9 protein-coding genes are annotated in these 14,479 nt (G+C 35.4%); 5 read left to right on the top strand and 4 right to left on the bottom strand.

Annotated features, from left to right (window positions below):
• Positions 1-66: 66 nt before the first annotated feature.
• Both rmuC and GUB10_RS01390 read right to left on the bottom strand, forming a co-directional pair.
• Entirely contained in the window at positions 67-1,467 is a 1,401-nt protein-coding gene (gene rmuC, locus GUB10_RS01395) for a DNA recombination protein RmuC (protein ID WP_193709653.1), read from the bottom strand.
• A gap of 96 nt (positions 1,468-1,563) precedes the next feature.
• Positions 1,564-2,430, bottom strand: a complete 867-nt coding sequence (locus GUB10_RS01390) for an endo alpha-1,4 polygalactosaminidase (protein WP_227740268.1) — start codon at positions 2,428-2,430, stop codon at positions 1,564-1,566.
• Between the two features lie 303 nt (positions 2,431-2,733).
• Between GUB10_RS01390 and pelF the strand changes: the two genes are divergently transcribed.
• Genes pelF through GUB10_RS01365 form a run of 5 tightly spaced genes read left to right on the top strand, consistent with a single transcriptional unit; the run spans position 2,734 to position 12,649 of the window.
• Positions 2,734-4,257 (top strand): GT4 family glycosyltransferase PelF, encoded by a 1,524-nt coding sequence (gene pelF, locus GUB10_RS01385; protein ID WP_193709651.1) that lies wholly within the window; start codon positions 2,734-2,736, stop codon positions 4,255-4,257.
• A gap of 2 nt (positions 4,258-4,259) precedes the next feature.
• Positions 4,260-5,873, top strand: coding sequence for an exopolysaccharide Pel transporter PelG (pelG, locus tag GUB10_RS01380; protein WP_193709650.1), 1,614 nt, complete (start codon positions 4,260-4,262; stop codon positions 5,871-5,873).
• A gap of 7 nt (positions 5,874-5,880) precedes the next feature.
• On the top strand, positions 5,881-6,672 hold the full coding sequence (locus GUB10_RS01375; RefSeq protein ID WP_193709649.1) for an endo alpha-1,4 polygalactosaminidase: 792 nt from the start codon (positions 5,881-5,883) through the stop codon (positions 6,670-6,672).
• Between the two features lie 8 nt (positions 6,673-6,680).
• Complete coding sequence (locus GUB10_RS01370; RefSeq protein ID WP_193709648.1) at positions 6,681-8,657, top strand: hypothetical protein; 1,977 nt, start codon at positions 6,681-6,683, stop codon at positions 8,655-8,657.
• Positions 8,657-12,649 carry a DUF2194 domain-containing protein gene (locus GUB10_RS01365; RefSeq protein WP_193709647.1) on the top strand — a complete coding sequence of 1,331 codons (3,993 nt, stop codon included), beginning with the start codon at positions 8,657-8,659 and terminating at the stop codon, positions 12,647-12,649. The genes GUB10_RS01370 and GUB10_RS01365 overlap by 1 nt, the downstream gene beginning before the upstream one ends.
• On the opposite strand, the gene GUB10_RS01360 is transcribed toward GUB10_RS01365, so the two are convergent.
• Positions 12,646-13,440: an ABC transporter ATP-binding protein gene (locus tag GUB10_RS01360; RefSeq protein ID WP_193709646.1), complete on the bottom strand. Its 795-nt coding sequence runs from the start codon at positions 13,438-13,440 to the stop codon at positions 12,646-12,648. The two genes, GUB10_RS01365 and GUB10_RS01360, sit on opposite strands and share 4 nt — an antisense overlap.
• Positions 13,441-13,442: 2 nt before the next feature.
• Positions 13,443-14,474: an iron ABC transporter permease gene (locus GUB10_RS01355; protein WP_193709645.1), complete on the bottom strand. Its 1,032-nt coding sequence runs from the start codon at positions 14,472-14,474 to the stop codon at positions 13,443-13,445.
• Positions 14,475-14,479: the final 5 nt, after the last annotated feature.

Below are 14,479 nucleotides of genomic sequence, written 5' to 3'. Positions count from 1 at the left end.
CAGGGTTTGCCTGGAAATCAAAATAATCTTTCTGCTTTCCGAATTTGAAATTGGTTGCAAGTTAGTCTATTTGTTGGGTTCTTCAATATCGCTCTCTTCTATAGTCGATAGCATTTTATGATCTATTTGTTTGCTGGCTTTCGCACCAAGTTTTTTAAGATTTTCTACTCTTCGTAGTAAATTCCCCTTGCCTGTAAGCTTTTTCATGGCTACATCATAAGAATTTTGTACAGTTCCCAATTGCCTGCCTATTTTTGTGAGTTCTTCAGTTAAAGCAGTAAAGGAATCGTATAATGCACCGGCCTGTGTTGCGATAGCGATTGCATTTTGTTTTTGCTTTTCGTTTTGCCACATACTATCTATGGTTTTTAACACGGCCAGTAGGGTGGTGGGGGTCACCAAAATAATATTTCTATCAAATGCTTCAGCATACAATCCGGGATATTCGTTGGAAGCAACGGCAAAAGCAGCTTCTATAGGGATAAAAAGCAAAACAAAATCTGGGCTCTCCATTTGGTATAACTGGTGGTAATTTTTAGTGCTTAGCTCGTTGATACGGTTTTTTATGGCGGTTAAATGATTTTTTAAATGCTTTTTGCTTTCTTCTTCGCGAGTTTCATTGCTATAACGTTCGTAAGCATTAAGCGAAACTTTAGAATCTACAATCATTTTTTTGTCACCGGGTAGGTTAATCACCACATCGGGTAAAACCCTTTTGCCATCGGCATTGGTAAAACTTTTTTGAACTGAATATTCACTTCCTTTTTTAAGTCCGCTGCGCTCCAGGACACGCTCTAAGATCATTTCGCCCCAGTTCCCCTGGGTTTTGGTGTCGCCTTTAAGAGCTTTGGTTAAGTTGGTGGCCTCCTTGCTCATTTGCTCATTAAGCTCTTTAAGGCCAATAATTTGTTGCCTTAACATGGCGTGGCGGTCTATGCTTTCTTTATTTCCTTCTTCGATACGCTTTTCAAAATGAAGGATCTTCTCTTGCAAAGGATTTAATAAATTCTGAATGTTTTCTTTATTCTGAAGTGTGAATTTTTCTGACTTTTGCTCCAGAATTTTATTGGCAAGGTTTTCAAATTCTTTTTCAAATTTTTGCTGAAGTTTCTCAACCTCGGCCTTTTGTTCTTTGTTTTTAAGCTCCAGATTTCTAAACTCGGCGTTTCTTTTTGTTAGTTCAGTATTAAGAAAATCTTTTTCGCGGCGTATTTCTTCTCGCTCGTTCTCTATTTTTTTAGATTGTATTTGGGCTTTATTTTGTAGTTCTGAAATTTCAGCCTTATAATTGTTTAAATTGTTGTTTAGTTGAGTTTTAATTTCTTCTACCTGAAGTAATAGTTGATTGTTTTTTTCCTCTAAAACAGCTTCCTTATTTTTACTTTTCAAACCAGAAATTAGTTTGCCAAAGTAAATTCCGAGGAAGAGAGCAATAAAAATGGCAGTAACAAGTAGGTAGTTGATCATGGGAAATTAGCAGTTTTCCCAAAGATACTTATTTGCCCGAATTGTTCTAAAATTCTGGGCTTAGTTTAATGCTTATTTAAGGGGAAAGAAAATTAATTACTTGCTTGCTTCAAAATATTGATAAGCATCTATAATATCCAGATAGACCCCATCGAAGCCAAGATTAACTATTTTTTTTAAATAAGCATCTTTATTCCTGTATATATGTCCTTTCCATTCGGGATGCCAATATTTTACTTTAAAATTCCCGCTCCAATATGGGTTCTCTTCCGCTAACCAGGTTGGGGGATTTTTGTTCCAGGAGTCTTTCCAGTAATACCTATATTCTTCTGCCTCGCCAATAGACATATAGGCAATTACCAGTCGGTCTCCACCATTTTTTTTCTTTTTTAATTTCTTTATTTCTTCAGCAGTGAAAGCTTCCTTATTAAAAAACAAGTCTATAATAATTAAATCGTAATTGGTGAATGCAATTTCAGCTATAAGATCTTTTTTGCTGGGATAGTTCACATAATTAAGCAGGTATAGAAAATTTTTAGCTTCAGAAATATGATTTATATCTGCCTTGTTTTCATTAAAAATGGCATAGTCTGGAATTTCATCTAATTCCCTTCGAGTAGCTGCAAAAGAGATAAATTCATTTTTTTTATTTAAACAAAAGGACCTGGCTATTTTTTGGGGAGTAGAACAATAATCTGTGACCAATACCTCTTTTCCCTGATTTTTTGCAATTTCAAGATGTTTTAGCAAATAAGTGATGTCTGGCTTAGGGCTGGGCTGGTTAAACTCAGGGTAACCATAAAAGAGATCTTCCTGTCCTACCGCGTCTATAGCTTTCAAATAATCTAAAGCGGGACTTTTGGATTCCGTAAGTATAAGTTCTATACCATTTTGGGGAATTACAAGGAAATTCTCATTTTTAGCTTTTGCGTTTTCACTAATTTCAATAACTAAATTTCGCATCTGCTGGCGGTAATTTACCTCTTGAGCTGTGCTATTCTGACATAAAAAGAGTAAACAACTAAAAATAAATATTGGAATTCGGGCTAAATTCATTTACTTATTGAAATTTAAGGCAAAGATATGTGAAATTACCAAACGATTAATTGTGAATTTTGTATTTATTATGCTTAAAAAGCCATATTTTTTAACGCTAAAGAAGTTTCATTGAAAAAAGTTTAATAGCTGGAAAGGCGCTTATAATTTCTGGTTTGGAAGTGTATAAATGACATTTTTTCCTATATTTTTGAATTAAAAGATAATTTAATGCCGAAGCCCTCCGTATTACTTATTTTAGAAGGTACCTACCCTTTTAATGGTGGTGGTGTTTCAACCTGGGCACATCACTTATGTAACAAGGTTGGTAATATAGATTTTAAGTTGTATTCCATAAATGCTTCGTTTGAAAAGGAAACAAAGTATAAACTAAGTAGCAACATAAGTGAAGTTATACAGGTACCTCTTTGGACACCAGACGAGCCTTACGATTATATAAGTTATGGAGAAGAATATTATAAAACAGTAGCTAAAAAAGAATGGACCACAGATGCGGTGGTTGAACAAAAATTTATTCCGCTCTTTAAAAGTTTACTTGAGTTTATATATAGTGAAGACCAACAAATAGAAGATCTGGATATCATTTTTCATCAATTATGGTTTTACTTTGAAGACTACGATTTTAAAGAAACCATGAGGAATAAGCATGTTTGGCTTACCTACCGTGATATTCTAGCCAGGTTTATTATTGGTGAACGCAACCCTGATGCTTCTTTGATAGATATAACTGTTGGTTTACGCTGGATTTATAGATTTCTAATTCCGCTTGCCATTGTAAATATTCCCAGGGTGGATATTGCGCATCTTACGCTAAGTGGTTTCCCTCTTATTCCCGCACTTATTGCCAATTATAAATATGGGACAAAGATCATGCTAACAGAGCATGGGGTTTTTATAAGGGAAAGGTTACTGGCTATTAATAAATCTGAATATCCTTATTTTTTAAAGAGCTTACTAATTCGTTTCTCCGAGGCTATTGCCCGTTTAGCCTATTATAAATCTGATGTGATTATTTCGGTAACTACCTTTAATCAAAAATGGGAAAAATGGTATGGTGCAGATCCTAAAAAATTTAAAGTAGTTTATAATGGAATAGATCCCGAGGTTTTTAAACCCGGGCCTAAACCGTCTCATTTAAAAAATGTTCCAACCGTAGTTGCCTTAGCAAGGGTTTTTGAGTTAAAAGATATTTTAACAATGATTAGATCTTGCGCAGTGGTAAAAAACACCATTCCTAATGTGCAATATATGGTTTATGGAGATGATACAGCGGTTCCGGATTACACCAGGGAATGTCTTCAGCTTATCGAAGAATTAGGTTTACAGGATAATTTTAAGTTTATGGGGCCTCGAAATAATCCTCAGGAAATATTTCTGGAAGGTGATATCTCTATTTTAACATCTATTTCTGAAGGCTTTCCGTATACTGTTATAGAATCTATGAGCTGTGGAATCCCGGTGGTATCTACCGATGTAGGCGGTGTGAAAGAAGCGCTTGATGAAAGTTGCGGATTTACCTGTAAACCAAAAGATGCCGAAGAAATTGGAAGCTACGTAGCGAAGTTGCTTTTAGATGAGGACCTAAGAAAAAACATGGGGAAAAGTGCAAGGGAAAAAGTCTTAAACAACTTTACCCTAAATAAGTTTATAAGGGAGTATGAAGATGTGTATAAGGATATGATGAAGGCTGATGGTTCAAAAGCTAAACTGACTAAGATTAAAGATTTTAACTGAGGATGAACAAGGATCAAATTAAAGCTATTGCCAAGCTTGTAGTCTCTGTTAAAGAGCGCAACGGTAAACCTGTAAATGTTTATGTAGTGGCTGCTACCATAGAATCTTTTGGGATTAGGGACGTAGATGTGAAAAAGGACTATGGCTTTGATGATATTTTTCAACTTTCCAAATATATTTATAAGGCCTATGATGCGATTACCCTGGCAAACCTTAAAAACAATAATCAGCGTATAGCAGAGGCAAAGACATTTAAACGATTAGCGCTTACCGAATATATCACGACAAAAAACACCAAACGATTTATTGCAGATTATAGTTCTGGATTAATCCACTTATTTCCTGTTTTCCTACAGGTGGTTTCTATTATAATATTTGGTTTTTCGCTCTGGACATATTCAAAATTCAACAACCTGCAATCTACGGCAGTAGTATTGGGAGTGATTTTTGGCTTTATTTTAAGTGCTGGTTTTGTTCAGGTTATAGGTAAACAGGTTTCCTACTATTGGTATAATAAAGATTACCATATGGCTAGTTATTCTACCAGGAAAATTATTATAAACGGAACATTTACTATAATAGGTTTTTTTATTTTTTCGCTGTTGGTAAATATGGTTGTTCCACTTTATAGTTTTCTTTTTGTAATAATCACGTTTTTATATGCTTTATTTATTGGCTTTTTACTCTTGGTGTTGGCGCCTTTGTATGCTTTAAAACAAAGGTGGGTGTTGTCTTTAAGCGTTTCTGTAGGTACTGCATTGGCACAGGCATTACATTGGTATACCACAATTCATCCCTATTTTGTGCATTGGATAGGTATTCTTACCGCTTCTCTAATCTCGGTGGGATATATTTACTTCTTTTTACAGTTTAAGTTAAAACAAAATAAAGCCGAAAAGAAGAAGCCTAAGGTTATGCTCTCTTTATACAGAAATTTTAATTATTTCCTTTATGGTACCTTTTTGTTTGCATTTGTATTTCTGGATAGGCTTGTAGCATGGTCCTCTACCTTAGATAGAGATATACCTTACATTATTTATTACGAAAAGGATTATGAAATAGGGATGGATCTTGCAATTTTAATTTTCTTTCTTTTAGGAGGAGTGATGGAATACGCCATTCATTCTTATATAAGGCATATGGATTTTCATCAATTGGAAACAAAGTACTCCAGTTTTCAAACCTTTAATGATAAGATGAAAAAAATGTATTTTAAACATTTACGATTATTTGCAATTAGTGCACTGGGGATTGCAATTTTCCTATACTTGCTAATTACCCAGCCCTGGGGATATACTTCGGGTTTTGATGAGAATCTTAGTGAATTGAGCCTTAGGGTTTGTATTTTGGGAAGTGTGGGATACTTGTTTTTAAGCCTTGGTATGCTTAATGTTTTATATCTCTATACACTGGGTCAACATAGAAGGCCTTTGCTACATATAGTGATTGCCTTTTTGGTAAATATTACTATAGGAATTTTACTAAGTCGATGGGTCTCTTACGAATATAGTGTGGTAGGTATGTTGGTAGGATCCTTTGTGTTTATGCTACTTACTACAAAGGAAACATACAGTTTCTTTAAAAACCTGGATTATTACTATTATGCATCTTATTAAAATTTTCATGATTACAGGCGCAATTTTATTCCAAACTGCCCAGGCTTTAGCCCAGCAACTTACTAAAGAAAAGCAAATACTTTTTACTTATGGCGATTTTTACCCCAAAGATGTCTCGGGATATGAAATAGTGGTATTGGAAAGTGCTCATTTCGATAGTAAGGATATTCAGGTACTAAAGCAGCAAAATAATACAGTATTAGGATATATAAGTTTAGGGGAGGTCAATGAATCGGCGGCCCATTATCCTGAAATAAAAGATTTTTCCCTGGGAAAAAACAATATATGGAATAGTCATATTTTAGATATAGAAAATAAGGAGACCAGTAAATCTCTTATGGATATTATTAAATTTAATATGAAAAAGGGATTGGACGGAATGTTTTTGGACAACATAGACAACTATACCAAATTTGGTCCAACTCCAGAAAAGAAACCTGCTCTTTTAGACTTTCTAAAAACTGTAAAGATTCTTTTCCCTGAGATTTATTTAATGCAGAATGCAGGTGTATCAATAATTGAAGATACTCATCCGTATATCAATTCGGTAGCCAAAGAGAGTGTGGTAACCGATTATGATTTCGGTAAAAATAAATATCAATTAAGGGAAGAAGAAACCTATTTACGACTTTTACACGAACTTGAAGAAGCTTATAGGAATTATAAAGTCCCCGTAATTTTAATAGAATATGCCGAAACTAAGAAATTAAAAAAGGCCATAGACCAAAGATTGGAAGAAAACAACTGGCCCTATTTTATTGGGAAAATAGATTTACAAAGTATTCCTGATAAAAACTGAAGTGAATTATGTTTTTAGAGCCCTACCTACTTGCCGGACCATTAAGAATTATTTTGTTCTTTGTATTAATTCTTTTAATACATAGAATAATTTCTGCCCGTGTCTCTGCGCAAACAGCATTAAACTTCTTAATTCCTACCATCACCTTAATTCTTGCTTCCGTGCTTTTAGGAGGTTTTATATTAGTGCTTACTAATACATTTGATCTATTTGTTATAATTTGTATTGTTATTGCCGTTATTAGCTTAACCTTTATGAACCTTAATTATAGAAAACCAATTAGGGATCAGCTACAAAGAATATATACCCGTACTATTCTGTATGCCGTAATCAAGCTTGAAAGACGAAAGAGTTTTTTGGATAGAGATAACATTATAAAACCCACGTATAAGAATAGAGGGGAAGGATTATCTGAATACCATAAAAACTGGCAATTGGCAATTGGCTTTTTATTGCCTATAATAACCTATGTTTCCAGAAGCTCGTTATTTAGTGAAGATGTATTCACGCTTTCGTACCACTGGTTTAAAAAGTTAAACCTAATAAACGACCTTTCTTTTGAGACGTGGTTTTTCCATCCGGGTGAAATGATGGGAGATTACTTAATTATAAATCTTTACGCAAAAATAACCAGTATCACGAATGCTGAGGCTTTGCAATCTTTCGGACTTCTGGAATCTGCCTTGCTCTCCCTGGTTATATATTGGGTAGTTTATAAGATTTCCCGAAAACACGCCCCGGGTATATTGGCAGGCTTAAGTTTTGCCTTACTATATTCCTTTCTGCCAATGAATTTAGATTTAGTAGCGGAACACAAGTCTGTTTTTACGGCCCTAATTATTGCAGTGCCTACCATGTTTTTTGGTATTTATCCACAAAGTTTTCGTTTTAATAGAAAGCTCATATTTGGATGGTTTGTGGTTCTTTTTACAACTATTTTAATTTTAGACTTGTTTGTAGGCTTGCTAATAATTCCTCTTTTCCTATTTATTTTGTTCTTCTTTAAATTTAGGGACAACTTAAAGCAGGTGTCTCAAGTTATTTTCGCATATCTTGCTTCGGTTAGTCTAATTGCTGTTATTTATGGAGTGGCAGCTCTTATAAAGCAAGAAGATATGGGGGCTTTTATTGTTTCCAACCTTTTTTCTTTTGATGCTTATACATACAATTCCAGTTTAGTTCTTCCATTTAAAGAACTTATTTATTATTACCAGGTTGCAGCAGTTGTTTTTTTAGTTATCACCATCTTTAAATACCTCAAGAAACCACATAAATGGCTTGCGAGTCTTATTTTCCTAATTTTCCTTAATATACTATTCGGTCTTTACCATATAGACGAGGTTTTATTAGATCTGGATCTTTTAAGTCAGGTGCTATGTGTGTTTATTCCAATTTTCTTCGGAATAATACTAAACATTGTAGTAAATCTAATTGCTATTTTTAAAAAGCAAAGTCCATTGAGCACCATTATTGAAGTTGTTAGTGGTGCCGCAATAATTTTAGGTTTTGCTATATACACATTTCCGCAGGAAGCTACTTTCAATTTTGAGTCTAATAAAACAGAAAACAATGTATTTGAAGCTTATGCAAAGATACAATCAGAAAATTTGCCCTATTCTTATGCTATTGTAAATTCTTTGCCCTATTATAGCTTTAGTAATAACGACCATTATTATTATAACTACGATTATTTTAATGAAAATTATATTCAACGTGATAGAAAGTTCAACACGTATAGAAATAATGCAACCTATCTTTTGAATAATCCGGATATTATCTTGCCTGAAACCTTGTTTGTTTTTGTATATGAAGATACTAACGAAAAAGAAGCTTTTAAAGCACAGCAATCATTAACAAAAGAGAGAATAGAATTACTAAAAGCCAAAGGTAGGGCAGTAAGTGTCTATTATAATACCAGGCTTTTAAAAGTATATAAGATAGAGAATAGGCCTCGTTCCAGCAACATTAATGAATTATTATTTTGATGAGAATAAAACTACTAATCAATTTATTAATATATGTATCCTTAGGCTTTCTTGTATCTTTTATAGCGGGCTGTGAGGCCGATGGTGAAGACTCTAAAAGTATAAAGAGCAATCCTCGGGTACTTTATGATGAAATTAGCAATACGCCCCTGGTAGCTTATATTTTAGATGCAGAGAATGATTTAAGCCTAAAAAACAGTAGGCATATTCGAAAGACCCTTAATTATGCAAAAATTCCTTTTGGTGAAATTTCACAGGAAGATTTTAATAAAGAACCCGGCATACCGGGTTCGGTAAAAAGCATAGTAATTTATAATCTGGCCCAATTAAACCCCCGGGCTATGGATTTTCTTATCAATTTTGTTGCAAATGGCGGACATCTTTTTATTCCTACGACCGGAGTAGATAAAAATTTTGGGTTTTTAGCCGGAGTAAAAGCAGACGCCGATTTACAAATAAACACTTCCGCTAAGGGATTTCTATTTAAAACAGATTTTATACCCGGATTAAAAGGAAAGCACTACAGGAACAGTACCATTCATTATGGGTTAAAAGAAAATAACTTTAAAGAAGAGGTTGAGGTTTTGGCAACTGCGTTTTCTGAAGAAAGTTATCCACTAATCATTAAGAATAGAATAGGAGAGGGGACGGTTATTTCCTTTAACACAGAACAATTTTCGCAAAAGCAGGAGCGTGGGTTATTTTTTGCTGCCATTTTAGAAGGTTTAGAAGGGGTTCCTTACCCAATAGCAAATGCCTCAAGTATTATGTTAGATGATTTTCCGGCACCGCTTTATAATGCCAAAATGGAGCCGGTACAATCGGAGATGGACTTAAGCCAGGCCGACTTTTATTCAAAAGTTTGGTGGAAAGATATGTTGAAATTGGCTAAAGAAGAAGATATCGCTTATACGGCTTATGTTTGTTTTGATTATTCTAATAAAACAACTCCACCATTTAATTTTGGGGAATGGGAACGTTCTATTTTAGAAGGGCAAAATGGTTCCGATAAATTGATGTTTAGTATAAGAAACTCCAGGCATGAAATAGACCTACATGGCTATAATCACGTTTCACTTACTCAGGCAGAATGGCCTAGCAAAAGCTATATGGGGTTAAGTTTGCAGGCGGTTAAAAAACGTTGGGCTGCACGTGGTTATGGCGAGTTACCTAAATCATATGTGCCGCCATCTAATATTATAGATAGTACGGGCTTTTTGGCCTTAGAAGAAAATATACCAAGCATTAAATATAATGCCAGCCTTTATTTGGGGGATTTTGAGGAAGGAGGATATCGGGAGTTTGATCCCGAACCTTACAATTACCATTTCTTTAATTTTCCACGGATAACCAGTGGTTTTGCAATGACATCAACTCAGGAATTTAATCAACAGTCATTGTATCTTTATACCGGTATTTGGACCCATTTTATCCATCCCGATGATATTTATCAAATTCCCGGGGACGAAGGTTTAGATAGTGCCGGAGATTATATTTTGAGAAATATAAACGCTTATGGTTGGAGTGTTTCAGATGATGGTTCTCCCGGTTTGCTGCCTAGATTTAGGGATTATATACGAGGAGTAAAAGAAACCTTTCCTCTTATTCGATTTTTAAAGGTTTCAGAAGCGGCAAAAATCACCAAAAATTGGCGAGAGACTACGTATCAATTTTCAGAAGGGGAAAAGACTGTCCAGGTGTCTGCCCAGACCAAAAATTCAGCAGAAAATGAAAATTTTTGGTTTGTTTATATATCTGCAGAAAATAATAATGAAATAGAGTCCTATCTTACTCAGAATAAGCGTAAATATACCAAAACACCTCTTTTGGAAGGTTTTCTATATAATATTCAAACTTTTAAAAACCAACTGAGCTTACCTAAATTTAAAAATAATTCTCCTAGTAATTTACAAAATTCGTTGCAACAGGAGTTTGAGGTTTATTTATCTACAAAACCTTCAGAAAATCAAGGTGATGTGGAGGTAGAAAGGAAAATCGAAGAGTTAAAGTCTGAAATTAGCGTTGCTAATAATTTTAATCGGCAAACCTGGATAGATTTATTTAAGTATCTGGGCTGGGAGGGACGTCAGGATGAAATATGGCCTTTGCTAGAACAAAAATATTCCAAAAATGCATCTTCGGTTTATGTTGCGCTTTCTGTAGAATTTACAGCCCAAAGCGATTACCCAAATTTGGAAACCAGAAGACGATGGATGTTAAGGCAAATAGCATTATATCCAAAAAATGTAGATATCAGGAAAGATTTTATTGCTTATTTTGGTAGTGATACCGAAGTTCAGCTAAGCCGTAATGAATTATTAAAATTAATAGATAATGCCAATTCGGCTGAAAACAGGTTCGGCTATTTATCACTTTTAAATCAAAAATTTCCTGAAACTGCCTTTAATCTTGTTAAGGACATTGCACCCTGCCGGGAAGATTTTAAGTCTGCTGCTTCAACTATTTCCTGGGTTTTTGCTGATGCCGGGGAATATGAAAAAGCTATTTTATGGTCTAAATGCAGCAAAGAAATTGGTGAAGAATCAGTGAATAATTGGCGATTGCAATCTGGGGATTACGAATTTTTTAAAGAGAAGAATTTTCCTATTTATATAGAATATCTTATTGCCGATAATAATAAAAAAGCGGCTCAGGAACTTTTGGAGATAAAAGCTTGTGATAAAGGACTCAAGCCGCTGGCAGCTACAATTGCCTACACCTATGGCAACCAGGGAAGTTTTAGAAAAGCATTGGAGTGGTCTGCCTGTGCCGATAATTTTCCTGTTGTAGAGCGAATGCAGTGGTTGTATGCCTTAAAGAATTATAACGAAGTAGAACGTTTGTACGCTAATTATTCCGTGAAAAATAATTTGAAGGAAAAAGAGCTTATCCAGACCTTTATGGCGGAATATTATTTGGGGCGGGGCCAGATAACCAAGGCCTGGAAATTAACTTCACAATTGGTAGATTCAGAGAAAAAAGAACGCTTAAGAAGACAGCTCAACAAAGATGTTCGCTATTTAAGTTCCCTGGAAAAACGAATGCTATTGAAGGGATATCCATCTCTTTTTTACCCGGAAGTGGCCGCACAACTAAAACATAACCTAAGAATTACCGAAGGTGATTTTCTAAGTTTGAAGAGTAATATTATTAGCGATAGGCTAGAGCCTACTTCTTTTGGCACCGAGGCTGTGTATGGTATCCGGGATAAAAAGTTACATCAACATCAATTCGGACTTAGCTATTATAAAGCCTATGCCATACCTGTGCAGGAAAGTTTAAAAAACAATATAGATGAGCAATTGCCCGGTTTGATTTATAGGTTTAAATCACGGGAAAGGCTTGAAAAGATTAATTATGGTTTTGGTACCCGTTTGGAGTTTAATGAGGTTGGGAAAGCTTATTTGCATTTAAATGCTTCGGCCTCTATTTCTATAGACAGCCTGTATAGTTCGGTGCAACTTTCCAGGAAACCTGCTATTACAGGACCGGCCTATTCCCTGGATATTTACCAAACCCAATTAAATATTTACGAAGAACTTCAGTTTAAGAAAAAATTTCGCGCAATTCTTTACCTGGAGGGGAATCATTTTAGCGACGATGTGCAGGATATACAGGCTTTAACCGGTATTTCTATGGATATTGTCCTTAATGATAAGTCTAAATTTAAACCTTATTCCGAAATTTCAGGAATGTTGGGAAATTCAACCAGAACGGGCGGATATCCTTACTGGACCTTAGATAAAAGATTATATGGCGGAATGGGACTGGCATACGAATATTTAGATGAAAATAATTTTTGGAAAATTAATCTGGATGCGGGTTATTTCCTCGATACTTTTTCTGATGAATTTCAACGCTACCGCGGAAATATAACCTGGCCTATTTCAAAGTATCTTTATTTTGATGCCCGGGCCGAATTTTATACACTAAAAAACTTTTACTCCAATAACTTTACATTTGGTTTAAAATATATTTTTAAGGAGAATTAAGGCTTAATTTTAAAAGAAGCGGAAGCTTTATCAAAAACGATTAAGCCCTCAGGGAAGACACTGGAAAAGGCACCAGATTCCAACAGTTCCCGGGGAGAACCTGTACTAACTTTGTTAGGCTGCATTAAAATAATCTTATCGCATAGTTGAATGGCTAGATTGATTTCATGCGAGGCAAACACAATAGCTTTGTTTGTTTTTCTGGTAAGCTTTTTTAGCAGTTTTAGCACATAAGCTTTATGGTAAAGGTCTAAATGGGTGGTGGGTTCATCCAGAATAACCAGGGGGGTGTTTTGAGCTATAGCACGGGCTATTAATACCTTTTGTAATTGCCCGTCACTTAATTCGTAGCATTTTTTGTTTTGCAGGTCTTCAATGCCTACATGCTGCAACGCTTTCTTTATTTGGCGAAGATCATTTTTACCTAATCGGCCAATCCAATTGGTATACGGCTGCCTACCCAGTGCCACCAACTCAAAAACACTCAGATTTTTAGAAATGGGTTGCTCGGTAAGTACAAGGCTTATTAAAGATGCTAGTTCCAGGGAATCTATTTGTTTAATTTTTTGGTGTTTTACTAAAACCTCGCCTTTTAGTGCATCCTGAACACCGCTTAATGTTCGTAGAAATGTAGACTTTCCAACTCCATTTACACCAATTACGGCAACAAGTTCTCCCTGGTTTACTTCAATATCAATAGACTTAGCAATAATGGTTTTGTTAGTTTTTGTGCTGTAGCCAATATCCAGGTTAGTGGTTTTAAGAATGCTATGTTGTTGGGATTTTTCCAATGTTAGAATAGAAATTTTCGTTTGCGAACTAAAAGCCAAATCACTACCGGGGCACCAATCAAAGAAGTAATGGCATTTATGGGGAGGGTATATTCCTGCCCCGGTAATTGGGCTGCAATATCACAAATAAGCATTAACGCAGCTCCGCCTAAAATTACAGCCGGAACCAAAATTCGGTGATTGTTTATTGGAATTACCTGCCTTATTAAATGCGGAACAGCCAAACCTACAAAAGCAATAGGGCCGGCAAAAGCAGTAATACTGCCCGCAAGTAAACTGGTAGCAATAATAATTACAAATCGGTTTCTTTGAATACTTACCCCCAGGCTTTTTGCATATTGTTCCCCAAGCAGTAAGGTATCCAGGTTTTTTATGCAAGACATGGCAAGTGCCAAACCTACCAGCCAAAAAATGGCTAAAATGCCAACTTCATTCCACGAAAGGTCTCCTAAACTTCCAAAAGACCAGAATATATATTGCTGTAGTTGTGCTGCAGGGCTAAAATAGGAGAGAACACTTACCACTGCAGCGGTTAAACTGGCAAACATTAAGCCTATAATTAAGATGGCCATGGTGTCCCTAAGCTTTATTGAAGCCAGTATTACTGCCATAAGAACCAATAAACTTCCCAGGCTGGATGCTATTACAAGGCTCCATTTAGATAGCAGTACTCCGGCAAACACACCTCCAAAAATAGAAGCTCCCATAATTACAATGGCCACGCCTAAACTTGCGCCACTACTTAACCCTAAAACATATGGCCCGGCCAATGGGTTTCTAAATAGCGTTTGCATTAATAACCCGCTAATGGCCAATCCAGAACCGGTTATAATGGCTGTGATGGCTTTTGGTAACCTATATTCCACAATAATATATCGCCAGGTTTCTTTAGAGACTTCCAGGTTAAAAATAGAGGCAAAAACATCTTTAAATGGAATATTTACCGAGCCCAGGCTAATATTCAAAAATCCAAGAAATAGCACTCCCAGAAAAAGGAGTACCAGTGGAAGAACATATTTTTGGGAATGTAACAAGACCG

This window comes from Salegentibacter sp. BLCTC (assembly GCF_015143665.1).
Taxonomy (GTDB): Bacteria; Bacteroidota; Bacteroidia; order Flavobacteriales; family Flavobacteriaceae; genus Salegentibacter; species Salegentibacter maritimus.
The sequence above is the reverse complement of the archived record's forward strand: the minus strand, read 5'-3'. Positions and strand labels throughout refer to the sequence as shown.

Excerpts from the sequence above, each read along its gene's own strand:
- rmuC (WP_193709653.1), bottom strand. The coding sequence starts at position 1,467 with ATGATCAACTACCTACTTGTTACTGCCATTTTTATTGCTCTCTTCCTC.
- GUB10_RS01390 (WP_227740268.1), bottom strand. The coding sequence starts at position 2,430 with ATGCGAAATTTAGTTATTGAAATTAGTGAAAACGCAAAAGCTAAAAAT.
- pelF (WP_193709651.1), top strand. The coding sequence starts at position 2,734 with ATGCCGAAGCCCTCCGTATTACTTATTTTAGAAGGTACCTACCCTTTT.
- pelG (WP_193709650.1), top strand. The coding sequence starts at position 4,260 with ATGAACAAGGATCAAATTAAAGCTATTGCCAAGCTTGTAGTCTCTGTT.
- GUB10_RS01375 (WP_193709649.1), top strand. The coding sequence starts at position 5,881 with ATGATTACAGGCGCAATTTTATTCCAAACTGCCCAGGCTTTAGCCCAG.
- GUB10_RS01370 (WP_193709648.1), top strand. The coding sequence starts at position 6,681 with ATGTTTTTAGAGCCCTACCTACTTGCCGGACCATTAAGAATTATTTTG.
- GUB10_RS01365 (WP_193709647.1), top strand. The coding sequence starts at position 8,657 with ATGAGAATAAAACTACTAATCAATTTATTAATATATGTATCCTTAGGC.